This window comes from Streptomyces sp. NPDC056452 (genome assembly GCF_042796085.1).
GTDB lineage: Bacteria > Actinomycetota > Actinomycetes > Streptomycetales > Streptomycetaceae > Streptomyces.
This window is the reverse complement of record NZ_JBHTRI010000006.1, coordinates 172400-199048: the sequence shown is the minus strand read 5'-3', so window position 1 is coordinate 199048 and position 26649 is coordinate 172400. Positions and strand designations below refer to the sequence as shown.

25 protein-coding genes are annotated in these 26649 nt (G+C 69.1%); 7 read left to right on the top strand and 18 right to left on the bottom strand.

What is annotated here, in order from left to right; genetic code table 11:
• Window positions 1-15 precede the first annotated feature (15 nt).
• Window positions 16-1077: an ATP-dependent DNA ligase gene (locus tag ACFQ6X_RS08635; protein ID WP_383177950.1), complete on the top strand. Its 1062-nt coding sequence runs from the start codon at window positions 16-18 to the stop codon at window positions 1075-1077.
• A gap of 3 nt (window positions 1078-1080) precedes the next feature.
• Here ACFQ6X_RS08635 and ACFQ6X_RS08630 read toward each other — a convergent pair whose 3' ends face one another.
• The 17 genes from ACFQ6X_RS08630 to ACFQ6X_RS08550 form a co-directional block, all read right to left on the bottom strand.
• The gene (locus ACFQ6X_RS08630; protein WP_383177947.1) at window positions 1081-2292 is read right to left on the bottom strand and encodes a lytic transglycosylase domain-containing protein; all 1212 of its coding nucleotides are present in this window, start codon (window positions 2290-2292) and stop codon (window positions 1081-1083) included.
• 22 nt (window positions 2293-2314) lie between these two features.
• A complete protein-coding gene (locus ACFQ6X_RS08625; protein WP_383177944.1) occupies window positions 2315-3079 on the bottom strand; it encodes a hypothetical protein in 765 nt (254 codons plus the stop codon).
• Between the two features lie 43 nt (window positions 3080-3122).
• On the bottom strand, window positions 3123-3620 hold the full coding sequence (locus ACFQ6X_RS08620) for a nuclear transport factor 2 family protein (RefSeq protein ID WP_383178167.1): 498 nt from the start codon (window positions 3618-3620) through the stop codon (window positions 3123-3125).
• Between the two features lie 46 nt (window positions 3621-3666).
• The gene (locus tag ACFQ6X_RS08615; protein WP_383177941.1) at window positions 3667-4269 is read right to left on the bottom strand and encodes a hypothetical protein; all 603 of its coding nucleotides are present in this window, start codon (window positions 4267-4269) and stop codon (window positions 3667-3669) included.
• Window positions 4266-4787, bottom strand: coding sequence for a hypothetical protein (locus ACFQ6X_RS08610; RefSeq protein ID WP_383177938.1), 522 nt, complete (start codon window positions 4785-4787; stop codon window positions 4266-4268). Before ACFQ6X_RS08610 ends, ACFQ6X_RS08615 begins: the two co-directional genes overlap by 4 nt.
• Window positions 4784-6040 carry an MCE family protein gene (locus ACFQ6X_RS08605; protein WP_383177935.1) on the bottom strand — a complete coding sequence of 419 codons (1257 nt, stop codon included), beginning with the start codon at window positions 6038-6040 and terminating at the stop codon, window positions 4784-4786. Before ACFQ6X_RS08605 ends, ACFQ6X_RS08610 begins: the two co-directional genes overlap by 4 nt.
• Window positions 6037-7179, bottom strand: coding sequence for an MCE family protein (locus ACFQ6X_RS08600; protein WP_383177932.1), 1143 nt, complete (start codon window positions 7177-7179; stop codon window positions 6037-6039). The genes ACFQ6X_RS08605 and ACFQ6X_RS08600 overlap by 4 nt, the downstream gene beginning before the upstream one ends.
• Entirely contained in the window at window positions 7176-8297 is a 1122-nt protein-coding gene (locus ACFQ6X_RS08595) for an MCE family protein (protein ID WP_383177929.1), read from the bottom strand. Before ACFQ6X_RS08595 ends, ACFQ6X_RS08600 begins: the two co-directional genes overlap by 4 nt.
• 1 nt (window position 8298) lies before the next feature.
• A complete protein-coding gene (locus ACFQ6X_RS08590) occupies window positions 8299-9315 on the bottom strand; it encodes an MCE family protein (RefSeq protein ID WP_383177926.1) in 1017 nt (338 codons plus the stop codon).
• Complete coding sequence (locus ACFQ6X_RS08585) at window positions 9312-10343, bottom strand: MCE family protein (RefSeq protein ID WP_383177923.1); 1032 nt, start codon at window positions 10341-10343, stop codon at window positions 9312-9314. Before ACFQ6X_RS08585 ends, ACFQ6X_RS08590 begins: the two co-directional genes overlap by 4 nt.
• On the bottom strand, window positions 10340-11644 hold the full coding sequence (locus ACFQ6X_RS08580) for an MCE family protein (protein ID WP_383177920.1): 1305 nt from the start codon (window positions 11642-11644) through the stop codon (window positions 10340-10342). The genes ACFQ6X_RS08585 and ACFQ6X_RS08580 overlap by 4 nt, the downstream gene beginning before the upstream one ends.
• Window positions 11644-12441: an MlaE family ABC transporter permease gene (locus ACFQ6X_RS08575; protein ID WP_383178165.1), complete on the bottom strand. Its 798-nt coding sequence runs from the start codon at window positions 12439-12441 to the stop codon at window positions 11644-11646. The genes ACFQ6X_RS08580 and ACFQ6X_RS08575 overlap by 1 nt, the downstream gene beginning before the upstream one ends.
• Before the next feature lie 9 nt (window positions 12442-12450).
• Window positions 12451-13305, bottom strand: coding sequence for an MlaE family ABC transporter permease (locus tag ACFQ6X_RS08570; protein ID WP_383177917.1), 855 nt, complete (start codon window positions 13303-13305; stop codon window positions 12451-12453).
• Entirely contained in the window at window positions 13302-14285 is a 984-nt protein-coding gene (locus ACFQ6X_RS08565) for an ABC transporter ATP-binding protein (RefSeq protein ID WP_383177914.1), read from the bottom strand. Before ACFQ6X_RS08565 ends, ACFQ6X_RS08570 begins: the two co-directional genes overlap by 4 nt.
• A 708-nt stretch (window positions 14286-14993) precedes the next feature.
• On the bottom strand, window positions 14994-15944 hold the full coding sequence (locus ACFQ6X_RS08560; RefSeq protein ID WP_383177911.1) for a hypothetical protein: 951 nt from the start codon (window positions 15942-15944) through the stop codon (window positions 14994-14996).
• A 42-nt stretch (window positions 15945-15986) separates the two neighbouring features.
• Window positions 15987-17486 (bottom strand): DUF6801 domain-containing protein, encoded by a 1500-nt coding sequence (locus tag ACFQ6X_RS08555; RefSeq protein ID WP_383177909.1) that lies wholly within the window; start codon window positions 17484-17486, stop codon window positions 15987-15989.
• 102 nt (window positions 17487-17588) lie between these two features.
• Entirely contained in the window at window positions 17589-18200 is a 612-nt protein-coding gene (locus ACFQ6X_RS08550; protein ID WP_383177906.1) for a hypothetical protein, read from the bottom strand.
• Between the two features lie 673 nt (window positions 18201-18873).
• On the opposite strand from ACFQ6X_RS08550, the gene ACFQ6X_RS08545 reads away from it, so the two are divergent.
• The 4 genes from ACFQ6X_RS08545 to ACFQ6X_RS08530 all read left to right on the top strand — a co-directional run bounded on the left by ACFQ6X_RS08545 (window position 18874) and on the right by ACFQ6X_RS08530 (window position 22324).
• Window positions 18874-20088 carry a helix-turn-helix domain-containing protein gene (locus ACFQ6X_RS08545; protein WP_383177903.1) on the top strand — a complete coding sequence of 405 codons (1215 nt, stop codon included), beginning with the start codon at window positions 18874-18876 and terminating at the stop codon, window positions 20086-20088.
• A 210-nt stretch (window positions 20089-20298) separates the two neighbouring features.
• Entirely contained in the window at window positions 20299-20562 is a 264-nt protein-coding gene (locus tag ACFQ6X_RS08540; RefSeq protein WP_329205453.1) for a hypothetical protein, read from the top strand.
• Between the two features lie 69 nt (window positions 20563-20631).
• On the top strand, window positions 20632-21105 hold the full coding sequence (locus ACFQ6X_RS08535) for an SCP2 sterol-binding domain-containing protein (protein ID WP_383177899.1): 474 nt from the start codon (window positions 20632-20634) through the stop codon (window positions 21103-21105).
• Window positions 21106-21109: 4 nt separating this feature from the next.
• Window positions 21110-22324 (top strand): acyl-CoA dehydrogenase family protein, encoded by a 1215-nt coding sequence (locus tag ACFQ6X_RS08530; protein WP_383177896.1) that lies wholly within the window; start codon window positions 21110-21112, stop codon window positions 22322-22324.
• A 12-nt stretch (window positions 22325-22336) separates the two neighbouring features.
• Here ACFQ6X_RS08530 and ACFQ6X_RS08525 read toward each other — a convergent pair whose 3' ends face one another.
• A complete protein-coding gene (locus tag ACFQ6X_RS08525; protein WP_383177893.1) occupies window positions 22337-23587 on the bottom strand; it encodes a cytochrome P450 in 1251 nt (416 codons plus the stop codon).
• 82 nt (window positions 23588-23669) lie between these two features.
• Between ACFQ6X_RS08525 and ACFQ6X_RS08520 the strand changes: the two genes are divergently transcribed.
• Window positions 23670-24506 carry a hypothetical protein gene (locus tag ACFQ6X_RS08520; RefSeq protein WP_383177890.1) on the top strand — a complete coding sequence of 279 codons (837 nt, stop codon included), beginning with the start codon at window positions 23670-23672 and terminating at the stop codon, window positions 24504-24506.
• Window positions 24507-24561: 55 nt separating this feature from the next.
• Complete coding sequence (locus ACFQ6X_RS08515) at window positions 24562-26634, top strand: MDR family MFS transporter (protein WP_383177887.1); 2073 nt, start codon at window positions 24562-24564, stop codon at window positions 26632-26634.
• The last annotated feature ends 15 nt before the right edge of the window (window positions 26635-26649 follow it).

The following is a 26649-nucleotide window of genomic DNA, read 5'->3' as shown; positions in this document are numbered from 1 at the left end:
GTCCAGAATCGGTCCATGGACCTGCCCGTGATGCCTCCTGTGAAACCGATGCTCGCCAAGTCCGTGTCCGCCATTCCGCCGGGTATGCAGTACGAGGCGAAGTGGGACGGCTTCCGGGCGATCGTGCACCGGGACGGCGACGAGGTGGTGATCGGCAGCCGGACCGGGAAGCCGCTCACCCGCTACTTCCCCGAGCTGGTCACGGCGTTGCGGGAGAACCTCCCGCCCCGCTGTGTGATCGACGGGGAGATCGTGGTGGCGCACGGGGGGCGGCTGGACTTCGACCGGCTGAGCGAGCGCATCCATCCGGCCGATTCGCGGGTGCGGATGCTGGCCGAGCAGACGCCGTCGAGCCTGGTGGCCTTCGACATCCTCGCGCTGGACGACCGGTCCCTGCTGAGTACCGTGCAGACCGAACGGCGGGCCCTGCTGGAGACGGCGCTCTCCGGTGCGTCCGCCCCCGTTCACATCGCTCCGGCCACCACGGACCCCGTCGTCGCCCAGGAGTGGTTCGAACGGTACGAGGGCGCGGGGCTCGACGGGGTGGTCGCCAAGCCGCTCGACCTGCCCTACCGGCCCGACGTCCGTGCGATGTACAAGATCAAGCATGCCCGGACCGCCGACTGCGTGGTGGCGGGCTACCGCTTCCACAAGAGCGGCCCCGTGGTGGGATCCCTGCTGCTGGGGCTGTACGACTCCGAGGGCGCGCTCCAGCACGTGGGGGTCTGTGCGGCCTTCCCGATGAAGCGGCGCGCGGAACTCGTCGAGGAGTTGGAGCCCCTGCGGATCGATCCCGCCGAGCACCCCTGGGCGGCCTGGGCGGACGCGGCCGCGCACGAGGGGTCACGGCTGCCGGGGGCACCGAGCCGCTGGTCGGGCAAGAAGGACCTGTCCTGGGTGGCGCTCCGCCCCGAGCGGGTCTGCGAGGTGGCCTACGACCACATGGAGGGTGACCGTTTCCGCCACACCACCCAGTTCCGCCGGTGGAGGCCGGACCGCACCCCCGCCGGCTGCACCTACGGTCAGCTGGAGGAAGTGGTGCGGTACGACCTGTCCGAGGTGCTTCCGGCCGGCTGACGCTCAGGCGGCCGGGGTGGCGCAGGGATCGTCCGGGGGTGCGTCGGAGGGCGTCGTGGTGGGCGACGGGCCGGGCTCCGCGGACTCCGTGGGGCAGCCCGGCTGGGAGGTGCTGGGGTCCGGGTCCGGTGACGTGCCGGGGTCCGTGGTCGGGTCGGGCGACGTGCTGGGATCCGGATCGGTGGTCGGGTCCGTGGGCCCGGTGTCGGTCGGGTCGGGGCTGGGGCCCGGGTCCGTCGGGGAGCCGCTGGGGTCCGGGGTGGCGGAGTCCGAGGGCGAGGGGCCGGGCGAGGTCGAGGGACCGGGTGTCCGGGTGGGCTGCGGGCCGACGATGATGCCGCCGCCGTCGTCCGGGCGGCCGGGGCCGCCGACCGGGGCCTTGGGCGGGGTCGGGCCGCCCGCTCCGGGGCTCCTGGGGATCACGCCGCTGCCGTCGGCGACGGGGTGGGTGCCCTTGCGGTAGAACTCCAGCCAGGACAGCACCGTGCGCAGATAGGTGTCCGAGTGGTTGTAGCTGAGGATCGCCCGGTCGAGGTCGCCCCGCACCGACAGGTTGCGCGTCCCGGCACAGAGGTAGTGCCCGGCGGCGAGTGCGGCGTCGAAGATGTTGTTGGGGTCCTTGCGCCCGTCGCCGTTGCCGTCCTTCCCCCAGTGCGCCCACGTGGAGGGGATGAACTGCATCGGTCCGACGGCCCGGTCGTAGCGGGTGTCGCCGTCGTACGCACCGCCGTCGGTGTCCGGGATGTCGGCGAAGCCCGCACCGTTGAGGACGGGGCCGAGGATCGGGGAGAGTGTGGTGCCCCGGGCGTCGACCCGCCCCCCGCGCGCCTGCCCCGACTCGACCTTGCCGATCGCCGCGAGCAACTGCCAGGGGAGCCGGCAGCCGGGGTCGGTACGGCCCAGCGAGCTCTCGGACCTGCGGTACGCGGAGAAGACCGTCGCCGGAATGCCCGCCTCTGCCCAGGCCAGTGCGACGACCGGGTTCGGCTTCGTGCCTGACTTCGGCGGCTCGGGTGTCTTCAGCGGCGGCAGTTCCGTGTGGTAGCTGTCGTCGTTGGGCACCTGGGTCCAGACCACGTCGTCCGCTGCCGCGGCCTTCCTGTCGTCGCCCCCGCCGACGAGCCCGGGTGCCTGGGACGCGGTGAGCGCGGCCATGGCGGCGACGGCCGTGGCCGTGCCGGTGAGTCCGCGGCGCATTGTTCCGTTGAACCTCATGCGTGGTCCCTCTCCGCCCGGGTCACTGGGTGAACGTGTCGATGGCGGAGATCCGCCAGGTGTCGCCGCGGCGAACGGCGTCCACGGAGAACATCGCCGCCGCGTAGGTCGTCTCTTCCGCCTTTCCCGTACGGGTGTTGCTCTGATCGGCGAAGACCAGCAGCCGGGCCCGGTCGCCGTCGAGCCGTTCGACGCCGCTCTGGGTGACGGTCGTGGTGAGCACGAGCTTCTGTTTCGGCGCCTGCGCGCGTACCTCGGCGAGCATGTCCTTGTGCTGCTGGACCGCCCGTCCGACCAGATGGGTCCGTGCCGCACGGTCGGACTTCGCGGGCGAGGCGTAGTTGTACGAGAACACGGCCCCGACCGCCTCGGTGATCTGGCCCTTCACCTCGCTGGTCCGGCTGATGTCGGTGAGGGCGGTGTTCTGCCGGCTCGGGTCGTCGCGCAGGGTGCCGGCCGAGGCGAACGCCCAGGCGGCGAAGGCGCCGAGGAGCACGGTGGCGGCGCAGAGGACGGCGGGGAGCCGGATGCGCAGACGGGGCGGGCGCTTGCGCCGGGTCCCGGGCTCCTCCTCCGCGGGCTCCTGATCCGCGTCGGGATCCTCGACGTCCGCTTCCTCCACCACTGTTGGGTCTGCGGCTGCGTCGTCCGCGGCCGCATCCTCCGCGGCCGGCCCGTTCCCCACGGGCGGCCGGTCAGCGCTGACGCGCCCCCGGGGCGGGGCGGTCGCCGTCGCGGCGGAGGCCAACCGGCGCTGACGGTTCACAAGGTGACGGGTCGTCGACATTACTGGGGTCCTCTCGAAGGCGGTGCGGTCCGGGGCGGCGGTGTCAGCCGGCGGTGTTGCCGACGGGCGCCTGGCCGAGGGCGCTGAGCTTCCACCCCTCGGAGGTACGGGTGAGCTGCCCGAGCATCCGGCTCTCCTTCACCGCGGGCTTGCCTTCCGGAGCGGTCACGGTGACCCGCAGCGCGACCATCACGCCGGCCCTGCCGGCCCGTTCGTCCAGCTCGGTCACCGCTCCCGACAGCACCTCGGCCGTGCTGACGGTCCCGGCCGCCTCGATCTGCTCGGCGAACCCGTCGCGCCCGTCCACGAGTTGCTTGTGGAGGTCGCCCGTCGTCGAGTCCTCCCAGCTGTCGAGACCCTGGTCGAGCTTCGCGTGGTCGAGCGTGTTCATGTTCTGCACGGCCTGCTCCCCCGCGGCCAGCGCGTCGTCGCGGGCCTGTGCGTAGGCCGCCGAGTCGTCGTGAGCGGCGTCGTACCGGGACCAGCCGCCCCAGCCCGCCGCGACCGCCGCCAGGGCGGTCAGCGCGATCGCCGCCGCCATCAGCGGATTCCTCGTCGTCCGTACCCGTGCCATCGGTGCCTCTCCCCTACCTGGAGGTGATCTCGACGATCTGCCAGCGTCCGTCCCGCAGTTCGGCGGTGACGGACAGCTGGGCTGCCGCGGTGGTGGCGGCCTTCCCCTCGCGCTCGTACACCTGGTCGAGAAAGACGAGCAGGTGGGCGCTGCTGCCGCTGAGCCGGGTCACTCCGGCCCGTACGACATGGGTGGTGAGCGTCAGCTTCTGGTCGGCGGCCTGCTTCTCGACCTGGCCGAACAGTGCCGCGTACTGCTGGAGCGCCTTGCCTGCCAGCAGTTGCTTCGCCGACTCCTTCGTCACGGCGGTGGCCTGCGGGCTGTACGAGAAGACCTTGCCCAGCGCGTTGCTGACATCGCCCGCGACCCGGGTGGTCGCCGCCGTGTCGGTCAGCGCGCGGTTGGATGTGGCGGGGGTGTCGCGGAGTTGCTGCCCGGCGACGAAGAACACGGCACCGGCCGCGAGCAGGGCGACGACCAGGACCGCGGCGACGGTTCGGGCCGGACGTCCGCGGTTCGGTGCGGCCGCCTCGTCCGCCCCGGGTTCCGCCGTACCCGCCTCCGGGCCGGTGTCGATCGTGGTGATCGGCACCGTGGTCCCTCCGGTCCTCTTCATGTGCCGCTCCCGACGGGTATCGCCTCGAGTGCCTTGACCTTCCAGCCGTCGCCGGTCCGGGCGAGGCTCGCCTCGAAGCGTTTGCGCTCCGTGCCGCCCTTTCCGGTGCGCGGGGTGACCTCGACGTCGACGGTCGCGATCATCGCGGCGGTCCCGGCCCGTTCGTCGAGCGCGGTGAGGGCGGCGTCGGTGACCTTCCCGCGTGCCGTGGCACCGGACTTGGCGAGTTCGCTCGCGTCCTTCGTGCGGCTCTTCCTCAGCCCGTCGTGCAGCGGCCCCGTCGAGGAGGCCAGCCATGCGTCGAGCCCCGAGGCGACGGTCGTGCCGTCCTTCCCGTCCATGGTGTTCAGCCGGGCGAGGTGCCGCTTCCCGTCGTCGAGTGCGGCGTCGCGGCTCTTCGCGTATGCCAGGGTGTCGTCGCCCCGCGCCTGCGCGTACGACCAGCCGCCGAGCGCGCAGATCAGTACGGCGGCCAGGAGCACGGCCCAGCCGCTCAGGCTCTTGGTCCGGGCGTTCACAGGCCACCTCCGAGGCCGAGGAGGCCGGCCATGCCCAGGGGGGCGGGCGAGGTGTCGCCGGCGGTGCCGAACGCACCCGGGAGCCGGTCGTCACTGTCGCTGCCGGTGCGGAGCGGTCCGGGAACGGCCGGCACGGGCACGGGCCCGCCCCTGGGGGCGTTGGCGCTGCCTCGGACGTTGATCCCGGTGCCGGGTGAGGAGGCGCAGCGGGCCTTGGTGTTGACGGCGGGGGCCGGTGAGAGGTCGGTGCCCTCGCGGTAGGTCGTGGAGCCGTATCCGGCGGTGCAGGGCAGTGGCTCGAAGAAGGTGACCGACATACCGAACCGGGCACCGTCCTCGTCGACCGCACTCGCTCCCGCCGCGGCGACCGCGGGGACTCTCACCAGGAGTTCCTCCAGTCCGCGCTGCCGGGTGACGGCGACCTCGGAGGTGGTGAGGAGGTTGGCGACGACGACGCCGAAGCCGGGTTCCACGTCCCGCAGCAGCCCGCTGATCTGTGCGGTCGCGTCGGGGGCGGCGGAGATCAGCCGTCGCAGGTCGCCGTCCGATCCCTTGAGTTCCGCGGCGAGTTCCTCGGCACCGGACGCGAAGCCCTTGAGGGCGTCGCCCTGTTCGGCCTGGGTACGCAGCACCGTCTCGCCGTCGGCCATGAGCTTCGTGGTGGTCGGCAGGGCCTCGTCCGCTGCCTCGACGAACTCGCTGCCGGTGTCCAGCAGGACCTGGAGGTCGTCCCCGCGCCCGTTGAAGGCCGCTCCGAATTCGTCGACGACGGTGCGCAGCGCTTCCGCGTCGACGGATGCCGTCAGGTCGTTGACGCTGGTGAGGACGTTGGTGACGGGGGCGGGGACGGTCGTGTCGGCCTGGTCGATGACCGAGCCGTTCTCCAGGAAGGGGCCGTCCTCACGGGTGGGCCGCAGGTCGATGTACTGCTCGCCCACGGCGGAGAGGTTGGCGACGACGGCCTCCAGGCTGTCCGGGATGCGCGGTGCGTCGTTCTCGATGCGCAGCTCGGCCTCGACACCGTCGTCGGTGAGTTCGATCGGGCCGACCCTGCCGACGGACACGCCCCGGTAGGAGACGTTGGAGTGGGTGTACAGGCCGCCGGTCTGCGGCAGTTGGACTGTCACGGTGTAGTAGCTGCGCAGGCCGACGTAGTGGCCGAGGTCGGCGTACCGCACACCGAGGTAGCCGAGTACGAGCACCGCGATGATGAGGAAGGCGATGTTCTTGAGCCGGATGGCGAGGGTGATCATCGGCTGGTGCCCTCCGTGCCCGGTGTCGTGATCGAGGGAAGGGGCAGGGGCAGCGCCGCCTTGTGCCGTGCCGGTGGCGCGGTGCCGTCCGGGGTGAGCGCCGGGATGATCTGGGTACCGGGCACGGCCGTCACATCCAGGTAGACGTTGAGGTAGTCGCCCTTCACTCCGCGCAGCACCTCGTCGGTGAACGGGTAGGTGAGCAGCACCTGGAGGGAGTCGGGCAGGTCCTGGCCGGAGTCGGCGAGGGCCCGGAGCGTGGGGGCGATCGCCTTGAGGTCCGCGATCGTGTCGGCCTTGCTCTTGTTGATCGTCTCGACGGCGACGGTGGAGAGTGTGTCGAGCGAGCGCAGCATGGTCAGGAGCGAACCGCGCTGCTTCTCCAGGACCTTCATTCCGGGGCTCAGCCCGGTGAGGACGGTGCCGACGTCCTGTTTGCGGGTGGCGAGGGTGGCGGCGAGGCGGTTGACGCCGTCGAGCGCCTCGGTGATGTCTTCCTTGTGGTCGTCCAGGTTGGTGACGAGCGTGTCGACGCGGCTGAGCATCGAACGAATCTGGGGTTCCTGCCCGGCCAGTGCCTTGTTGAGCTCGGTGGTGATGGTCTTGAGCTGGTTGATGCCTCCGCCGTTGAGGAGCATCGACAGGGCGCCGAAGACCTCTTCGACCTCCGGGTTGCGGTTGGTACGCGTGAGGGGGATCCGGTCGCCGTCCGCCAGTGCGCCCTCGGCCGTGCCGGCGGCGGGCGGTGAGAGCTGGATGAACTTCTCGCCGAGGAGGCTGGACTGTTCGAGGTGGGCGTACGCGTTGGCGGGCATCCTGATCTTCCCGTTGACCCGCATGGTGACCCTCGCGGTCCATCCGCCGGGGGTGAGGGAGATCTTGGTGACCCTGCCGACCGCGACGTCGTTGACCTTGACCGAGGACTGCGGCGCGAGGCTGAGGACGTCCCCGAACTCGGCGGTGATCTCGTACGGGTGGTCGCCGAGGTCGGCACCGCCGGGCAGCGGCACCTGGTCGATGCCGGTGAACGAGGGCATGTCGACGGTGGCGGTGACGAGGGCGAGGCCGACACCGACGGCGAGCAGGGCGGCGAGGCCCGTGGTCGCACGGGCTCCGGGTCTGCGCAGGGCACGGCTCATCGTTTCGCTTCCTTGTTCTTGTCCGTCCCGGTCTTCCCCGGGGTGCCGTAGACGGTGCCGATCGCGGGCAGCGGCAGCACGGGCAGCGCCTTCTGCCGGGTGGCGTCCACCGGTGCCAGCCCTTGCAGACCGGCTGCGTCGGCTTCGGTGAGCGGTCCGCCCATGGACAGCTCGTTGAGGTTCGTACGGCCGTTGAGGGTGCGGTTCGCCGGGTCGTAGGCGTTGAGTACGTTGGTGGCCGCGAGCGGCAGCGTGTCGAGGGACTCCGCGAGCGAGGCGCGCTGGTCGACCAGGGTCTGGGTGAGCGGCACCAGGAGGTCCACGTTCTCCTTGAGGGCGCCGCGGTGCTTCTGAATGAAGCCCTTGACCTGGCCGAGCGCCTTGCCGAGCTCCTTCAGGGCCGCGCTGAGGTTCTTCTTGTCGTCGGCGAGGAATCCGGTGACGGAGTTGAGCTGCTGCTCGGCGGCGCGCACATTGCCGTCGTTCTCCTTCAGCATCGTGGTGAAGGTCTGCAGGTAGGAGAGGGTGTCGAAGAGGTTCCCGCTGCTCTTGTCGAGCGTCTTCGTCGCCTTGCCGAACTGCTCGATGGAGTCCCCGATGGCCTTTCCGTTGCCGTCGAGGTTCTTCGCGCCGGTCTCCAGCAGTCCCGCCAGGGCCCCGTCGGCGTTGGCCCCGTCCGGGCCGAGCGCCGTGGAGAGCTCCGTGATCGACGCGTACAGCTGGTCGACCTCGATGGGCGTCGCGTTGTTCGCGGCGGGCAGCACGGCGTGGTCCTCGATCTGCGCCCCTCCGCTGTACGCGGGCGCGAGCTGGACGTAGCGGTCGGCGACCAGGCTGGGGGCGACGACTACGGCGTGGGCCTCCTTGGGGACCTTGACGCCCTCGTCGAGCCGGAGGGTGACCGCGACCTCCTTGCCCCTCGGCTCCACGGACTCGACGGTGCCGACCTTCACGCCCAGGATCCGCAGGTCCGAGCCGGCGTACACCCCGGTGGCCTGGTCGAAGTAGGCGGTGACCGTCGTCCTTCCGGCGTCGTCCATGGCCATCACACCGGAGGTGGCTGCGACGGCGACGACGGCGAGACCGGCGCCGATACCGATGATGCGTGCGGGTCTCATGTCAGCGGCCCCCTTGCTTCGGCGGCATGCAGTCGTCCTCGGGAAGGGTGCCGGCGGGCAGGTAGTCCTTCGGGACGACTCCGCACACGTAGTTGTCGAACCAGCGGCCGTTGCCGAGTGTGTTGCCGACGAGCCGGTTGTAGGAGCCGGCCATCGAGAGCACCTTGTCGAGGCTCTTGCGGTTCTTCACCAGGACGGCGGTGACCCGGCCGAGCGAGTCCAGAGTGGGTTTCAGCTGCTTGTTGTTGTCCGTGACGAGCCCGGTGAGCTGGGTGCCGAGGTTCCGGGTTCCGGTGAGCAGCAGATGGATGGAGTCACGGCGGGCCTGGATCTCGCCGAGGAGCAGGTTGCCGTCCTCCAGCAGGGTTTCGAAGCTGCTCTTCTTGTCGGCGAGCGTCTTGGTGAGCTGCTTGCTGCCCTTGAGCAGGGTGGCGAGCTGGGCGTCGCGTTCGGAGACGGTCCTGGAGAGTGCGGAGAGCCCGTTCGCCGCGCTGCGTACGTCGGGCGGGGAGTCCTTGAAGGTCTCGGAGATCGTCTCGAAGCTCTGGGCGAGCTGGGCCGTGTCGATCTCCCCGATGGTCTCACCGAGTCCGTTGAACGCCTGGGTGACGTCGTACGGGGAGGTGGTGCGGCTCGCGGTGATGCGGGAGCCGGGGTCCTGCGGGGCGTTGCCGAGCGGGTCGACGGCGAGGTACTTCTCTCCGAGAAGGGTCTTGATGGCGATCCCGACGGTGGAGGAGTTGCCGATCCAGGCGTCCTTCACCTTGAAGTCGACCTTCACCTTGGCGCCGTCGAGCGAGACGCCGGTGACCTCTCCGACCTTGACGCCGGCGATCCGCACCTCGTCGCCGCTGTCGAGTCCGGCCGACTCGGTGAAGTCGGCGCTGTAGGTGGTTCCGCCGCCGATGAAGGGCAGCGCGTCGGCGCGGTAGGCGGCCAGGCCCAGGAGGGACAGGACGAGGAGTCCGACGATGCTGACGGCCACGGGGTTGCGTTCCCGTACGGGCTTGATTCTCATGCCAGGCACCTCGGTCGGGTGATCGCGATGCCGGTGGGCGGGGCGCTGCCGTCCTCGGTACTCACTCCGGAGACCTTGGCCTCGCACAGGTAGAGGTTGAGCCACGATCCGTACGAGGTGAGACGGGTGATCGCCTCCATCTTGGCGGGGGTCTTCGCGAGGAAGCTCTCGATCTGCGGCGTTCCCTTCTCCAACTGGCCCGTGAGACGGCCCAGTTGCTTGATGTCCTCCTTGAGCGGCTTGCGTCCGTCCTCGAGGAGGCCGGCGGTGACGGTCGTGAGCGCGCCCATGGCCGTGACCGCTTCGCCGAGCGGCTTGCGGTCGCCGGAGAACCCGGTGACGAGCTTCTGGAGGGTGACCACGAGGTCGTTGAAGCCCGCCTCCCGGTCGTTGACGGTCTTCAGGACCGTGTTGAGGTTCTTGATCACCTCGCCGATCACCTTGTCCTTGGCCGCGACGGTGCCGGTCAGCGATCCGACGTGGGAGAGGATGCTGTCGACGGTGCCGCCCTCGCCCTGGAGCACCTGGACGATGGAGCCCGCCAGCTGGTTGACGTCCGGTGGGGACAGCCCTTCGAAGAGCGGCTGGAATCCGTTGAAGAGCTGGGTGAGGTCGAGCGCCGGGGTCGTACGGGAGAGCGGGATGGTCGCCCCCGCGGCGAAGCTCCTGCCGACGGGGCCGGCGCCCTGGTCCAGGTCGATGTAGCGCTGGCCGACCATGTTGAGGTATTTGATCGACGCGGTCACGGAGGCGGGCAGCTTGCGGCCCTTGCGCACGGCGAAGGCGACCTCGGCCAGCCGCTTGTCGGCCACCTCGATCGATTCGACCTGTCCGACCTCGACTCCGGCGATCCGGACGCTGTCACCGACGACGAGCCCGGTGGCGTCCGTGAACCTCGCCCGGTACGTCGTCGTGTCGCCGACCCCCGTGTTGGCGATGGAGAGGGCCAGGACGGTGGTGGCCAGTACGGTCACCACGACGAAGACGATGGATTTCGCGAGCGGTCCCGCGAGGGAGCGGCGCTTCACTTGAGCTTCACCTCCGCACCGCGGAAGGCCGGACCGATGAGCACGCTGCTCCAGTCGGGCAGGGACTGCGGCTGCACTTTCAGTGAGGGGGCGATGAGTTCGTTGACGAGCCGGCTCTCCTGGGGGGAGTTGGGGATGCCGAGTGCACTGCCGGTGTCGGCGGGCGCGGTGGCCTCCTCCCCCGCTGCCGGGCCGGAGTCCGTGTCGGCGGCGGCGCGGGCGTCGGCGGTCGGGACCGTCCTGCCCACGTAGGGAACGGAGTAGCAGTGCGGGCCGCCGGTCGCGCTGTAGACCGGGGTGTCCTTGCCTGCCACGTACTTTCCCTTCGACTTCACGGCCTTGAGGGTGACGTGGAGGCCGGGCTGACCGGTGCCCTTGCCCAGCGCCTTGTCCATGGCGGGGACGAATCCCGCCATCGTGCGCAGGGTGCAGGGGAACGCGTCCGCGTACTCGGCGAGCAGTTCCAGCGTCGGCCGTCCTGCGGCGGAGAGCCGGATGAGGTTGTCCTTGTTCCGCCGCAGGAACGACGTGACGTCCTGGGCGGACGCGGTGGTGGAGCCGTACAGATCGGCGAGCTGCGCCTGCTGTTCGGCAATGGTGCCGCTGGTGGTCGTGAAGTCGGTGAGCGCGTCCAGGACGTCGGGGGCGGCATCCGCGTAGAGGGCGCTCACCTTGACGAGCTCCTTGATGTCCGCGTTGAGCGTGGGCAGCTGGGGATTGAACTCCTTGAGGTGGGCGTCGAGCGTGACCAGCGTGTCGCCGAGCTTGTCGCCGCGTCCCTCCAGTGCCTGGGAGACCGCGTTGAGCGTGGCGGCGAGCTTCTCCGGTTTGACCGCGGTCAGCATCGGCAGGACGTTGTCGAGGACTTCTTCCAGCTCGATGGCGTTGCTGGAGCGGTCCTGCGGGATCACGGAACCCGCTCGCAAGGTCTGTGCGGAAGGAACCGGCGGCGGCACGAGAGCGACGAACCGCTCCCCGAAGAGAGTGGTGGGCAGCATCTGGGCGGTGACGTCGGCCGGTATCTGCCCGAGCCTGTCGGGCTGGATGGCGAGGGTCAGCCGCGCACCGTCGCCGTCGGCCGCGATGTCGCGCACCTGTCCGACGACGACACCGCGCAGCTTCACGTCGGCGTTGTCGTGCATCTCGTTGCCGACGCTCCCGGTGCGCACGGTCACGGTGGCGTCGTCGCTGAAGTCCTTCTCGTACACCGAGACCGACACCCACACGAGCACAGCGGGCACGAGCACGAAGGCCACGCCGGCGATTCTGCGGCGCACCGTCTGCGCCTTGGACGAGGGCATCAGCCGGCCACCTTCACCGTTGTCGTCGCGCCCCAGATGGCGAGCGAGAGGAAGAAGTCGGTGACGCTGATGAGCACGATGGCGTTGCGTACCGACCGGCCCACGGCCACGCCGACTCCGGCGGGGCCGCCGGTGGCGTGGAAGCCGTAGTAGCAGTGGGCGAGGATCACCAGCACGCTGAAGATCAGCACCTTGAGCACCGACAGGAGCACGTCGTCCGGGGAGAGGAAGAGATTGAAGTAGTGGTCGTAGGTGCCCGCGGACTGACCGTTGAACAGGACCGTGATGTAGCGGGAGGCGAGGTAGGAGGAGAGCAGTCCGATCGCGTACAGGGGGATGATCGCGACGACGCCGGCGATGATCCGGGTGGTGACGAGGTAGGGCATGGACCGCACACCCATCGCTTCGAGCGCGTCGACCTCCTCGTTGATCCGCATCGCGCCGAGCTGGGCGGTGAAGCCCGCGCCGACGGTCGCGGAGAGGGCCAGCCCGGCCACGAGCGGGGCGATCTCACGGGTGTTGAAGTACGCGGAGATGAAGCCGGTGAACGCGGAGGTGCCGATCTGGTCGAGGGCCGCGTAGCCCTGGAGACCGACGACCGAACCGGTGGCGAGGGTCATCGCGATCATCACGCCGATGGTGCCGCCGACGACTCCCAGGCCGCCGCTGCCGAAGGCGACCTCGGCGAGGAGCCGCTGGACCTCCTTGAGGTAGCGGCGCAGGGTCCTGGGGATCCAGATGAGGGCCCGCACGTAGAAGGTGAGCTGGTCACCCGACCGATCGAGCCAGCTGAGCATCGACACCGGTCAGCCCCCCTTCGGGGGGACGATCTGGAGGTAGATCGCCGTGAGGACCATGTTCACGAAGAACAGGAGCATGAAGGTGATGACGACGGACTGGTTGACCGCGTCGCCCACGCCCTTCGGGCCGCCGCGCGGGTTCAGCCCGCGGTAGGCGGCGACGATGCCGGCGATGAAGCCGAAGATCAGCGCCTTGAGTTCACCGATGTACAGGTCGGGCAGCTGCGCGAGGGCGGAGAAGCTGGCGAGGTAGGCGCCCGGCGTGCCGTCCTGCATGACCACGTTGAAGAAGTAGCCGCCGAGCGTGCCCACCACGGAAACCAGTCCGTTGAGCAGTACGGCGACGAACATGGTGGCGAGGACCCGCGGGACGACGAGCCGCTGGACGGGCGAGACGCCCATGACCTCCATCGCGTCGAGCTCCTCGCGGATCTTCCGCGATCCGAGGTCGGCGCAGATGGCCGAGCCGGCGGCTCCGGAGATCAGCAGCGCCACGATGAGCGGGCTGGCCTGCTGGATGACGGCGAGGACGCTGGCGCCGCCGGTGAAGGACTGCGCGCCGAGCTGCTCGGTGAGCGAGCCGACCTGAAGGGCGATGACGGCGCCGAACGGGATGGAGACGAGAGCGGCGGGCAGGATCGTGACGCTGGCGACGAACCAGAACTGTTCGATGAACTCCCGCACCTGGAAGGGCCGGCGGAAGATCGCGCGGGATACCGCGGCAGCGAGCGCGAAAAGCTTCCCGGTCTCGCGCAGCGGTGCGAGCAGCCGTGCGGGCTGCCGCTGCCGCGGCGCCCTGTCCTCGGGTGCCGGTGTCGTCGTGGGCGGCTCGGGCGGCCGCACGGGCAGCGGTGCCGTCATGGGCGCGCACCGCCCGCGGTCGGCGTGTAGCTGTTCATGATGGCCGTGCGGGCCGCCTCCGGCAGCTGGCCCATCATGGAGATGACCCGCTCCCGTCGGCGCAGCGCACCCTGCCGCACGGGCATTCCGGGTGAGGGCTCCAGCTGCGGAACGACGGTGCGCGGCACCGAGGCGTAGTCGTAGCCGTTCACCTGTTCCGCGGCGAGGGTGGCCGCGTCCTTCTCCTCGGACATGCCGATGGGTCCTTCGCGGCGTCCGGAGAGGAACTGGGAGACGACGGGCGTGTCGCTGGTGAGCAGGACCTCGCGCGGTCCGAAGGTGACGAGGTTGCGGCAGAACAGCATGCCCATGTTGTCGGGCACGGTGGCCGCGATGTCGAGGTTGTGGGTGACGATCAGCATCGTGGCGTCGATCTGCGCGTTGAGATCGATGAGCAGCTGGGAGAGGAACGCGGTGCGGACCGGGTCGAGTCCGGAGTCCGGTTCGTCGCAGAGGATGATCTGCGGGTCCAGGACGAGGGCCCGGGCGAGGCCCGCGCGCTTGCGCATGCCGCCGGATATCTCGCCGGGGAGCTTCTCCTCCGCACCGAGCAGTCCGACGATGTCGATCCGCTCCATGACGATGCGGCGGATTTCGGATTCCTTCTTGCGTGTGTGTTCGCGCAGCGGGAAAGCGATGTTGTCGAAGAGCGACATGGACCCGAAGAGAGCGCCGTCCTGGAACATGAGGCCGAAGAGCTTCCGGGTCTCCATGATTTCCCGCTCGGGGCTGTTGACCATGTCGACGCCGTTGATGAGGACGCGGCCCTGTTCCGGTTTCAACAGACCGATGATGGATTTGAGGAAAACGGTCTTTCCCGTTCCGGACGGACCGAGCATCACGCTCACTTCACCGGCCGGAAGCGTGAGGGTGACGTCCTGCCAGATGTTCTGCTTACCGAAGGATTTCGTCAGGCCCTCGACAACTACTTCGATTCCCATCGGCCCTCCTTCGACATGTCGGTGAACGAAGTCATCTGTCATCGCTCCGGCTCTGAGAAATCCAATGGCGGCTCGTCACACATGCACCAGGAGGCGCACGTTATGTCCGCCGAAACCGCCAGGACAAGCCGTTGAACAGCGGAAATCAGCGAACCGGGTACGGGGTGTGGATCACTTGTCACCGAGTGACAAAGTCCCTCTGTGCTTTTGTCGAAATCTGCGCAAGGTCCACGGCGGTCGGGGCGGGACCCCGCAGCCCGGGGGGCCGGGCAACGGGGCCCCGACAGCGGGATGCTCCACCCCGGATGGAGGGTTCGGGGCCTTGGAACAATCCCGATGAGGAATCCCGGTGAAGGGGGGCGCGACCAGGACTCCACGCGGGTCGGACAAGCAGGTACGGACGCGTTTCCGAGCTGCCCACGCCGGACGTTACGGGTGAGTAACCTCTCTTCGCAATAGAGCTTCACGAATTTTCTGCGAGGCAATTAGGCGGCACTGTTTTCTTGTGTCCGGGTGAGTAATAGAAGCGCGAAACCTATCGAAAAGTGAGGCATTCGGCCCGGCTCGCGCGGGGTCCTGTCATGCCTTCTCGGCACGGCAAAGCCCACCCCGACCAGGGGTCATTCGGTCGGAGCGGGCTCATGGCCGGCGGGCGAGCGTACGCACGGAGTGACAAGGCACCGTGCGGCGCTCTCGGCCCTGGATCGGCTACTTCACCGCGGAGTGCCAGTACTGCGAGAGGACCTTGCCGGCGTTGGGCAGTACGAGGCCGGGGGCGGTCAGTCCGGCGCTGTGGGTCGAGGCGTTGTTCAGCACCAGGTTGTTGTTCCCGGCGGCCGACGGCAGTCCTGTCTTCAGGTTCACGGCCCAGCTGAGGCTTCCGGCCAGACCGCAGCCGGTGGCCTTCGGCACGGCGAACCCGCTGTCGCCCTGGTTGTTGCCCGTGAGGGCGAATCTGAGCATGGCTCCGGCGGTGTTGCGCGTACCGTCCGCGTCGAAGCGCTGAACGGCGACGGCGGGCGCGGTGGTGTTCTGCGGACGCAGGATCACCGGGTCGCTCGCCGATCCGATGTAGCAGTTGGAGCCGAGGAGCGGGTTCTCCAGATGGATCCGTATCGGCAGCTTCACGATGGGCCTGCCGGTGACGAGTCCCGCCGTGAGGTCGAACTCGGTGGGGGTCCCTGCCGACTCCACCGTGGCCTTGACCCTGTTCAGGGAGGCGTCGGTGATCCCGTCGCACAGGTCGCTGATCACCGGGATGTCGTCCTCGGGACACATCAGGCCGAGCAGCCCGCCGGGGATCTCGGTGGGCGCACCGACCAGGGCGCCGCCCGCCGGCGGGATGACCTTGAACGTCCCGGCAGCCGTGTCCTGGATGACCCCGAACTGCATGTCGTTGGCCCCGGTCGTGGCCTCGGTGCTGCCCAGCTTGATGGAACCGCCGGCCGAGTACGAGGACACACAGGTCGCGACGAGCGCCTGGCCGTCGGCCGCGAGCATGGCCGGATCGTCGACGGGACACCGCGAGAAGGGGGCCCAGTCCCCCTTGAGGTCCGCCGCGGCGGTCGCCGCGGAGGCCGGGGCGGTGCTCAGGGGAATCGCGACCGCGACGGCGGCGACGACTAGGCCGGCGTACCGTCTCTTCGGGACAGCTCTCATTGCTTCCTCAATTCCTGGTCGACTCTGGAGAATTGCGGGCTTTCAGCGTTCCGCCGTCGGAATCTTCCGGGGCTGCCGGTCCTCCGTGCACAGGGCCTGGTCGTAGGTGAACGGCGCGCAGGGCGCTCCCTGCATCTGCTTCACATACCCGGGTTCTCCGGAGATGGAGGCGGTGAAAAGGCTGTCGAGATCCTCGCCGACACCGCAGCCGCTGAACGGCGGCAGGACGACCGATCCCTTGAGCGGGCCGCCGCCCGCGAGTGTGTATCCGGTGAATCCGCCCGGGCCGCTCACCACCTCTCCCCGCAGGGAGAGGGAGAAGTCCTTGGCTGTACGGCAGTTGGGGCCGACGTCCATCGGCACCCCATTGACCTTGACGTCGTGGAGGCGGAGCGAGAATTGCATGGAAATGATCGTGTGTCCGAATGAATTCGCCCCGTCCAGGGTCAGATCGGAATGCACGTTGGTGATCTGCTTCCCGTCGGCGTCGAGCCCGGGCGGCCGCTGCGTCATTTCCATGATGGCGGTCGTCGGCATGAAGCCGAAGGTCAGAAAGGTCGACGTGGCCGGTGGGAGCTGGGGGCGGCCGAGGTACTCGACCACCGCGGTGGAGTCCTGGACGAGGTGCAGTTTGCCGTCCGGAGAGTTGCCGGGCAGCACCAGCCCTTGCGGACCCTGGTGGATCTGCGCGCAGGCAAGGGGGAACTTAGACGCGCCCTTGAGCTTCGTGACGTTCGCGTAGCCCGTGATGTAGGCGACGAGGTTGAAGGGGTCCTCCCTGTCACCCACACACTCCGGAGCGTCGGCGGCGGCCGGGGCCCCGTCCTCCGTCCCGACCCTGGGAGCCGCCTCGTCCCGCTCCGTGCCACCGGGGTCGGGGGTTTCGCTCGACGCCGACGGCCAGGGCACGGGCTCCTCCCCGTCGCCGCCGATCGCGACCTTTCCCAGGACGAGGTCCTGGTCGGCCTCCGGAGAGCACACCAGCTCAGGAGCGGGCGGCTCGACCGGAGTTCCGTCCGCCTTCCGCGCCGTCAGCAGCGCGGTCAGCTCCCCGGCGGTGAAGACCAGTTCGCCGGAGGCCGAAGCGGTGACGGAGGGCACGTCGCCGGAGACCGCGAGCGTGATGTCGCCCTCGTCGGGGACGGACACCGGGTTCTCGGTGGCACCGGCCCAGACGGCCTCGGCGGAGTGACCGTCCTGTGTCACATCGACCGTCAGCCGTGTCTCCGCCTCGACACTCGCCGTCCCGGCTCCGGTCAGGCCGGCCAGCGATTCCCCGGGCAGGGTCAACTCGGCGCCCACCCCGGTGAGCTGCACGGCTTCGTCGGGGCGGCCCTCGTCGGGGACGGTCGCGGAGACCCGTACCTTCACCTGCTGAGGCCCGGCAGGGAAATCGCAGGAGTAGGTCAGTTCGGCATCGACGTCACGACTGCCGTCGGATGCCTGCGCACCCGGGATCATTCCGGCCATGAGGACTGCGGCGAGCACGGCTCCGCCCCGTGCGGTCGCGCGCCCACGACTCCGGCCCGAAACGCCGCGCATGCGCATCATCATCCTCCGCGATCTCCTTTCGTCGAGCCTGCAAGCCGCACAGCAGGGGGTCCTGCCGTGCGGCCTGCAGCATCCGGGTGTGTCCTGGCTACGTCAGGTCCCGACGATGCTGGTGATGCCGGTGACCGCGTAGTCGCCGGTGAACGTCGGGTGGTCGCCGTTGGCGACGAGACCGGCGCAGCCGGACGTCGCGCCGGAGACGGTCAGCTGACGCGTGGCGTTGCTGGAGACGGACAGCACCTTGGAACTGTTGGTGAACGTCCCCGCGACCTCGCCCGTGACCGTGAACGTGCAGGTGAGCACGGTGAGCTTGGCCTGGATGTTCTTGATGTAGCCGCTGGTCACGCCGGCGTTGTAGTCCTCGGCCCAGATCTGCCAGGGCATCGTGGTGACCGGCGTCACCGGGCCCAGAATGCTCGTGCAGGGGGCGGCCGTGGTCCCGAACGACGCCGCGGTGATGTCGGCGACCTTCGCGGGGTTGCCCGTGGCGCTGGCCGCACTGCCGCTTGCGGCAGCCGTCGGACAGGTCATCGGAATGCCGTTCACCGCGAGGACCGTGTTGGTCGACACCGCGGTGAAGGGCGCGGGGTTGGGCGAGACGGTCCATGTGGTGGCCGGGAAGGCCATGGCCTGGGTGGTGGCGAGGACGAGGGCGGCGGACGCCACGCCCGTGGTGACGGCGATCTTCTTGAGGGTGTTGCGCACAGTGAGTTCCTCCGATTCGACAATGCGGGTGCACTGTTGCGGGGATTCGCGCGACGAATCCTGCATAGACGCAGGGAGCGCGGCGATGAACCGAGTTGCGTGGGGGGCCGTGCTGCTGATTCAGCCACACACGTTCTGTGACAGGGCGTGACGTTACTTGCGGGAAACTTGGAGCACAATCCCGCAGTCGAAATTGCCTGCGGGCATTCTTTTTCCTCGTCCGCAGGTCACTAATCGGCGCGGAACACTTGTCACTTGGTGCGCAATATTCGTTGCGGGAGGTCCGGCCACCGAGGCGATCTTCACCGCGGCGACCGCGGCGGCAAGCCCGTACGGAACGGCACACTCCCACCGTCGTGCGCCCTCGGCAATATCAACTCATGCCGACCGACGGCCGCGCCCGTCCGTTACCCAGGGTTACTTTCTTGTCCGCTGAAGAGCAGGCGTCCGAAAATATTGTCCGGAAGTGAGCAAGAGAGCGCTCACCTGCACCGGAGGGCCACAATGAGGCCCAAGTGTGTGCCCCTTGCACTTCGATCTTGTTCAAGTGGTGGGAACGTCACCCGACTTGGTCTACCTTCGTCGCCGAAGTTGGTATACACCTGTCGGTTCGTGGGAGCGCTTCCCCCATTGCCCCACCCACACCGGGCACCGGCGAGCAAAGGGGACAGTCATGCCAAGACTCATTCAGCCGTTGGACACCGGCGACCCTCTGGGGCCGCTCCCGCAGGAATTCGCCGCGATCATGCGACCCGAACTGCCGAGCCTGATCAAAGAGATCGGCATGGAAGTCACCCGCGCCTATCCCGAATACGCGCAGCTGCTGAACGGGCCCAACGGGCAGACCATCCGGGTCGGCGTGGAACAGAGCCTGTCCTCGTTCGTCGACCTGGTCGCCGAGCCCTCCTCCTCGACCACGCTCCGCGACGACATGTGCCGAAGATTCGGGCGGTTCGAGGCGTACGAGGGCCGCACGATGGACACCCTCCAGGGCGCCTACCGACTGGGCGCGCGCGTCGCTCTGCGCCGGGCGAAGAAGGTCGGCCGGAGCTACAACTTCTCCCCGACGCTGATGCTCAGCTTCGCCGACGCGCTGTTCGCCTACGTCGACGAGCTGGAGTCGCTGTCCCGCGAGGGATATCTGGAAGTACAGGCCCAGTCCGACCAGCAGAGCGAAGCCATGCGCCGCCGGCTCCTCCACCTGATCCTGGCCGGCCGCCCCGTGCCGCGGACCGCCATCTCCGAGCTGTGCGAGCAGACCGGGTGGGCGCTGCCCGAGCAGGTGACGCTGATCGCCGTACGCGCGCCCGCCGGCGTGGACCCGGCCGACCTCGCCCGTGACGTACTGGCCGACCTCGGTGACCCGCAGCCGCACTTACTGGTTCCGGGGCCGATGGACGACGCGCGGCGGCAGATGCTCGAACGCGCGCTGATCGGTGCGCGCGCCGTCATCGGGCTGACCGTGCCGACCGCTTTCGCGTCCGACTCGATCCGGTGGGCCCGCCGCGTCGTCGAGCTCATCGATGCGGGCGTCATCGACGACACACCGGTCGTCCCGTGCGAGGACCACCTCATCACCCTGTGGCTCCTGTCCGACCCGGCCCTCCTCGACCAGCTCGCCCGGCGCGAACTGGCGCCGGTCTCCGGGATCAGTTCCACCCGGCGCGAGCGGCTGGTGGAGACCCTGCGGATCTGGCTCGACACCCGGGGCACCGCGGCACAGATGGGCGAGCTCCTGGACGTCCACCCCCAGACGGTCCGCTACCGCATGCGCAATCTGGAGTCCATCTTCGGCGAGCAGTTGACCGACCCGCGCAGCAGGTTCTCCACCGAAGCCGTGCTGCGGGCGCTCCAGTTGCGCTCGCGCGGCGAGGAGACGATCGCCTGACACAGCGAAGAGTCCTGATCACAGCCTTCCGTACGAGTCAACTTACCTGTAGGTAAAGCGAAATAGACGGTCAGTCCCAAACGGTTGCGACACGGAGACGTTCTCAACGAGAAACCCGGAACTGCGTCCCGTACATATGGAGGAGTCGGCAGCCCACCCGGCAGCCGCAGCGCACCGCCTCCTGGCCAACCATCCGAGAGGGAACCCCCCATGACCGCCTCACACCTGCTCGTCCCCGTGCCGATTCCGGACCGGGTCGCCGCGTTGATCGGGTCCTGCATCCCGCCGCACATCCTGCAGGCGGAGTTCGACGCCGACTGCGCCGCCCGTGAGGTCCGCAGGTTCCGTGGACCCCGCCTGGGGATCGAGGACCAGGCCGACCGTGAGCAGGCGCTGTCAGAACTGGCGCGGGCCAACAAGGTGCTCGCAGCCCATCACCCCCGGCTCGCGGTGCTGCCGGGCGGCGCCTGGTAGTGCTTGCGAAGAGGCTACGACACCCTTACCTTACTCAAAAGTAAGTTTACTCCGGAGTAAGGAACTGGCGTGCCCGACAACCCCAGCGGCAACCTCACCGACGACCTGGCCGGGCTCGACTTCGCAGCCGTCTCCCCCGAGGAGTTCGCGCGGATCGTCAAGGGCCTGTCCGCCAAGCAGCTCGGCGAGGTCATGCACGGAGACCTGCGCACCCGGGTACTGAGTGAGGTCTTCGGCCGGATGCGGCAGCAGTTCCGGCCCGAGGCGGCCGGTCAGCTCAAGGCCCTGATCCGCTGGAAGATCACCGGCGGGACCGACGAGGTCTACGAGACCTCCATAGCCGACGGCCGGTGCACCGTGAGCGAGGGCCGCTCCGACGGCGAGCCCCGTACGACGCTGGTGCTGGGCGATGCGGAATTCCTCAAGCTCGTCTCCGGCAACGCCAACCCCGTGACGATGTTCATGACGCGCAAGCTCAAGATCGCCGGGGATGTCGGCCTGGCTTCGGGACTCACCCGCTACTTCGACATCCCGAAGGCCTGAGCCCGTGAGCTACTTCTCCCTCGCCCTCACCGAGGAGCAGCAGGATCTGCGTAACTGGGTACATGGCTTCGCCGCCCAGGTGGTGCGCCCGGCGGCGGCCGAATGGGACGCCCGGGAGGAGACGCCGTGGCCCGTCATCCAGGAAGCGGCCCGGATCGGTCTGTACGGATTCGAATCGCTCGCCGACATGTACGGGGACCCCAGCGGCCTCTCCCTCCAGATCGCCAACGAGGAGCTGTTCTGGGGCGACGCCGGGATCGGCATGGCGCTCTTCGGTACCTCGCTCGCGGTCGCCGGGATCTTCGCCTCCGGCACTCCCGACCAGCTCGCCGAGTGGGTTCCGCAGTGTTTCGGCGACGAGGACGACCCGAAGGTCGCGGCCTTCTGCGTCTCCGAGCCACAGGCCGGATCGGACGTCTCCGCGATGGCCACGAAGGCCCGTTACGACGAGGCCAAGGACGAGTGGGTGCTCTCCGGCCAGAAGGCGTGGATCACCAACGGCGGGATCGCCGAGATCCATGTGGTCGTCGCCTCGGTCGACCCCTCGCTCGGAGCCCGCGGACAGGCTGCGTTCATCGTGCCGCCCGGCACCGCGGGGCTCGAGGCGAGCCGCACCATCAAGAAGCTCGGCCTGCGCGCCTCGCACACCGCGGACGTCTTCCTCGACGATGTGCGCGTGCCTGGCCACTGTCTGCTGGGCGGCAAGGAGAAGCTCGACGCCCGGCTCGCCCGCGCCCGCGAGGGCGGCAACGCCAAGGGGCAGGCGGCGATGGCGACCTTCGAGGTCAGCCGTCCCACCGTGGGCGCCCAGGCGCTGGGCATCGCGCGTGCCGCGTACGAGTACGCGCTGGAGTACGCGGGGCAGCGCGAGGCGTTCGGCCGGCCCATCATCGAGAACCAGTCGATCGCCTTCGCGCTCGCCGACATCCGTACCGAGATCGAGTCCGTACGTCTGCTGATCTGGCAAGCGGCCTGGATGGCCCGTAACGACCGGACCTTCGATGCCGGCCAGGGCTCCATGTCCAAGCTGCGCGCGGGTGAACTCGCCGTGTCCGCAACGGAGAAGGCCGTGCAGATCCTCGGTGGCGCCGGGTACAGCAGGGAGCACCCGGTGGAGCGGATGTACCGCGACGCCAAGATCTACACGATCTTCGAGGGGACCAGCGAGATCCAGCGCCTCGTCATCGCACGGGCGATCTCCGGGCGCCACATCCGCTGAGCCCTCGCCGGCTCAGCCACCGACCGGGGTGAACCGCACCGGGAGCGATCCCGGGCCCCTGGTGAACACGCCCTGCTCGGCCGGTACGAAGCCGTCGGCGAGCCGGAGGTCCGGCATCGCGTCGAGCAGCTGGTTCACCCCGGTCTCCACCTCTGCCCTGGCCAGCAGCGCGCCCACGCAGAAGTGACGGCCGAGTGCGAACGCCAGGTGGTCGGCCGCGGCGGAGAACGCGGTGGTGCTGGTCAGATCGGTGCGGAAGATGTCGAAGCGGTCCGGTTCCCGGTAGCGGTCCGCGTCACGGTTGGCCGAGCCGATGAGGCAGGTGACGGTGGCTCCTGCGGGAACGGTGCCACCGGTCAGCTTCACCTCGTGCGCCGTCTGCCGCATGATCATGTGGACCGGCGGGGTGTAGCGCAGGGTTTCGGCGAAGGCCCGGTCGATGAGTGAGCGGTCCGCGCGGACCGCGGCGAGCTGCTCGGGGTGGGCCAGCAGATTGGCGAAGATCGAGGCGATGGCCTTGTCGGTGGTCTCCCCGCCCGCCGCGAGGAGCAGGCTGCAGAAGGCCTTGATGTCCTCGTCGCTCATCCGGACGCCGTCGACCTCGGCGGCGCAGAGCGCGGAGAGCAGGTCGTCGCCGGGTGCCCGCCTGCGCTCCTGGATGACCGGGATCATGTAGGCGGCGAACTCCTGGCGGGTCCGCTCGCCGGCCGCCGCGACGTCGGGGTCGCCCGCGAGGTTGCCGAGGAAGGCGATGACGGTGGTGTACCAGCCGTGGAAGCGTTCGTGGTCGGTCCTGTCCAGGCCGAGCATGTCGGCGATCACCAGGACCGGGAAGCGCGTGGCGAAGGACTCCACGAGGTCGGTCTCGCCGCTGTCCCGGAACCCGTCGATCAGCTCGCGGGCGTTGCGCTCGATGACGGGCAGGAACTTCTCCTGGAGGTCCGCACCGCGGAAGGCGGGGGCGACCAGTGCCCGGCGCACGGCGTGTTCCCGGCCGCTGAGCTGGAGGATCGTCCGGCCGTGGACGGGTTCGAGCTGCCAGTCGTAGTTCTCGGTGGTGAACTCCTGGGCCTTGTCCTTGAAGACCCGCTCGACGTCCTCGTAGCGGGAGACGAGGTAACTGCCGGTGGCCTCGTGCCGGAGCAGCGGAGCACTCTCGCGCATCGTGCGGTAGGCCCCGTAGGGATCGGCGGCGAAGGCGGGAGAGAGAATATCGGGCAGTGGCAACGCTTGGGACACGTGTGACTCCTGTGGGGCAGACATCAGTACGTTCCGGGGTTGTGAACGAGCTTTCCCTACAAGGCTATTGACCGGCTGTCCGATCCACACCCCCCGGGGGAACGTCATGCACACCTCATCCAGCCGGCCACGTGCGTCCGTGCTGTTCGTCACCGATCTCGCCTACGAGGCGCGCGGCCGCCGCTACTGCGACGAGGACATCTTCCTGACGTCCCGGCTGCGCGAGGAGTTCGACGTCGCGCTCTGTCACCCCCGGGACGCGGCGGCGCTGCTGGACGGGTTCGACGCGGTGGTCGTGCGCAACAGCGGCCCGGTGCTGCACTACCAGGAGGCGTACGACGCGTTCTGCGCGCGGGCGCGGGAGCGCGGGACCCGGGTCTACAACACGCTGGACGGCCGCGGTGACATGGGCGGCAAGCAGTATCTGGTCGATCTGAGCCGGGCCGGCTTCCCGGTGATCCCCACCGTGGACCGCGCCGCGGATCTCGGGCTGCTGCCCGAGGCCTGCGAGTACGTCGTCAAGCCGAAGCTGGGTGCGGACTCCGTGGGCCTGCGGTTCACCCCGGACCCGGAACTGCCTGCGGGAACCGACGGCACGCTGCTCGTCCAGCCGAGGATCGACTTCCGCTACGAGGTGTCCTTCTACTTCGTCGACCGGGACTTCCAGTACGCGCTGAACGCGCCGCACCCCGATCGGCGCTGGGTACTGGAGCCGTACACGCCGAGCCCGGCGGATCTCGGCTTCGCGCGTCGCTTCGTGGAGTGGAACAGCCTCACGCAGGGCATCCAGCGGGTCGACGCCTGCCGGACGGCGGAGGGCGAGCTCCTGCTGGTCGAGCTGGAGGACCTCAATCCGTACCTCTCGCTCGACCGTGTCACGGAGCCGGTACGGGAGGCGTTCGTGGCCCGGCTGAAGGCCTCTGTACGGGAGCTCATCGCCTGACCCGTCCGGCCTTCGCCCGCATGCGTGGGGCGGGCACCGGTGTGAGGGTGCAAGCGTGACCACTGCCAGCGAGACCGCCCCCGCCGTGCAGAGTGCCGCCGCTCCGCCCGTACTCGATCCGCGCCGCAGGAACATCGTCTTCGCGACGATCGTGCTCGGGATCCTGCTGGCGGCCCTGGACCAGACGATCGTGGGGACGGCGCTGCCCACCATCGTCTCGGACCTCGGCGGTGCGGCGCACATGTCCTGGGTCGTCACCGCGTATCTGCTGGCGGAGACCGTGGCGACGGTCCTGGTCGGCAAGTTCGGAGACATGTTCGGCCGGAAACTGATCTTCCAGATCTCGGCGATCATCTTCATCACCGGCTCGTTCCTCTGCGGCCTGGCGTCGAACATGCTGCTGCTGATCATCTGGCGCGGTCTGCAGGGGATCGGCGCGGGCGGTCTCATGGTCACGTCGATGGCGCTGATCGCCGATGTCATCCCGCTGCGCGACCGGGGCAAGTACCAGGGGGCGATCGGAGCGGTCTTCGGTGTGGCCACGGTCGTCGGGCCGCTGCTGGGCGGGCTGTTCACCGACCATCTGACCTGGCGCTGGGCGTTCTACGTCAATGTGCCGATCGCGATCGTGGTCGTCATCGCCGCCGCACGCAACATCCCGGCGGTGAGGGCGGCCGGACGGCCTGTCATCGACTACCTGGGCATCGCGCTCGTCGCGGTCGGCGCCAGCGCGCTGATCCTGGCGACGAGCTGGGGCGGCAACGAGTACGCCTGGGGTTCCCCGGCCATCATCGGCCTGTTCGTCTGCGGTCTCCTCGCGCTGGCCCTGTTCTGTGTGGTGGAGGTGCGGGCGAAGGAGCCGATGCTGCCGATGCGGCTGTTCCGGAACCCGGTGTTCACGGTCTGCTCCATCCTGAGCTTCATCGTGGGCTTCGCGATGCTCGGCGCGATGATCTTCCTGCCGACGTATCTGCAGTACGTGGACGGGGACTCGGCCACGCTGTCCGGGGTACGGACCCTGCCCATGGTCATCGGGCTGCTCGTGGCCTCGATCTTCAGCGGCAACGTGGTCAGCAAGACCGGCCACTACCGGATCTTTCCCATCGTCGGTTCGCTCGTCATGGCGGTCGGACTCTTCCTGCTCTCCCGGATGGGCCCGGACAGCGGGGTCTGGCTGGAGTCGCTGTACATGCTGGTGCTGGGCGTCGGCATCGGCCTGTCGATGCAGGTGCTGACGATCGCCGTGCAGAACACCGTCGACTACACGGATCTGGGCACGGCGACCTCCGGCGTCACCTTCTTCCGTACCCTCGGCAGCTCATTCGGTACGGCGGTGTTCGGCACCATCTACGCCAACGCGCTCACGCCGAACCTGACGGAGGGGATCGCGGAGGCCGCGCAGGCCGGCGGCGACCCCGAGGTACTGGCGCGGGCGGCCGAGAGCCCCCAGGCCCTGCACGCGCTGCCCGCCGAACAGTCGGCTCCGCTGGCACAGGCGTACGCGGACACGCTGCACACGGTCTTCCTGTGGACGGTCCCGGTCGCCCTGATCGGATTCGTCGTATCGCTCTTCCTGAAGCAGGTGAAACTGCGCGACAGTGCGCGGGCGAACTCGACCGACATGGGCGACGGCTTCGCCCAGCCGAGCACCGGGGACTCGGCGAAGGTGCTCGAGTCCGCCGTGGCCAGGATCCTGCACGAGGCAGGTCCGGACACGGCCCGGCGGATCGTCGCCGACTCCGACACACGCCTCGACATGGCGGGGGCCTGGGCGGTGATGCAGGTCGACCTCTTCACCCGGATGGTCGGCCATGCCGGCCTCCGCCTGATGGCGACCCGGCACCGGATCCCACCGGAGGTGCTGGTGCCCGTCTTCGACCGGATGATAGAGGAGGGCTACCTGACCGGGAACGGCCACCTCTTCACCCACACCGCGGCGGGCCGGCGGGAGGCCGCGACCATCTCCGACGCCTGGGGGCGCTGGCTCAACGAACGCCTGGCCGAGGACGGTGCCCGGCCCGACGACGGTCAGCTGCGGGCGGCGGTCGATGTGATCGCCAAGCGACTGCTGGCGGAGGACCTGGCGCAGGAGCTGGCGCCGGGACAGCGCGCGGTGGCCCCGGTCTGATCCGAACCGGAAGAC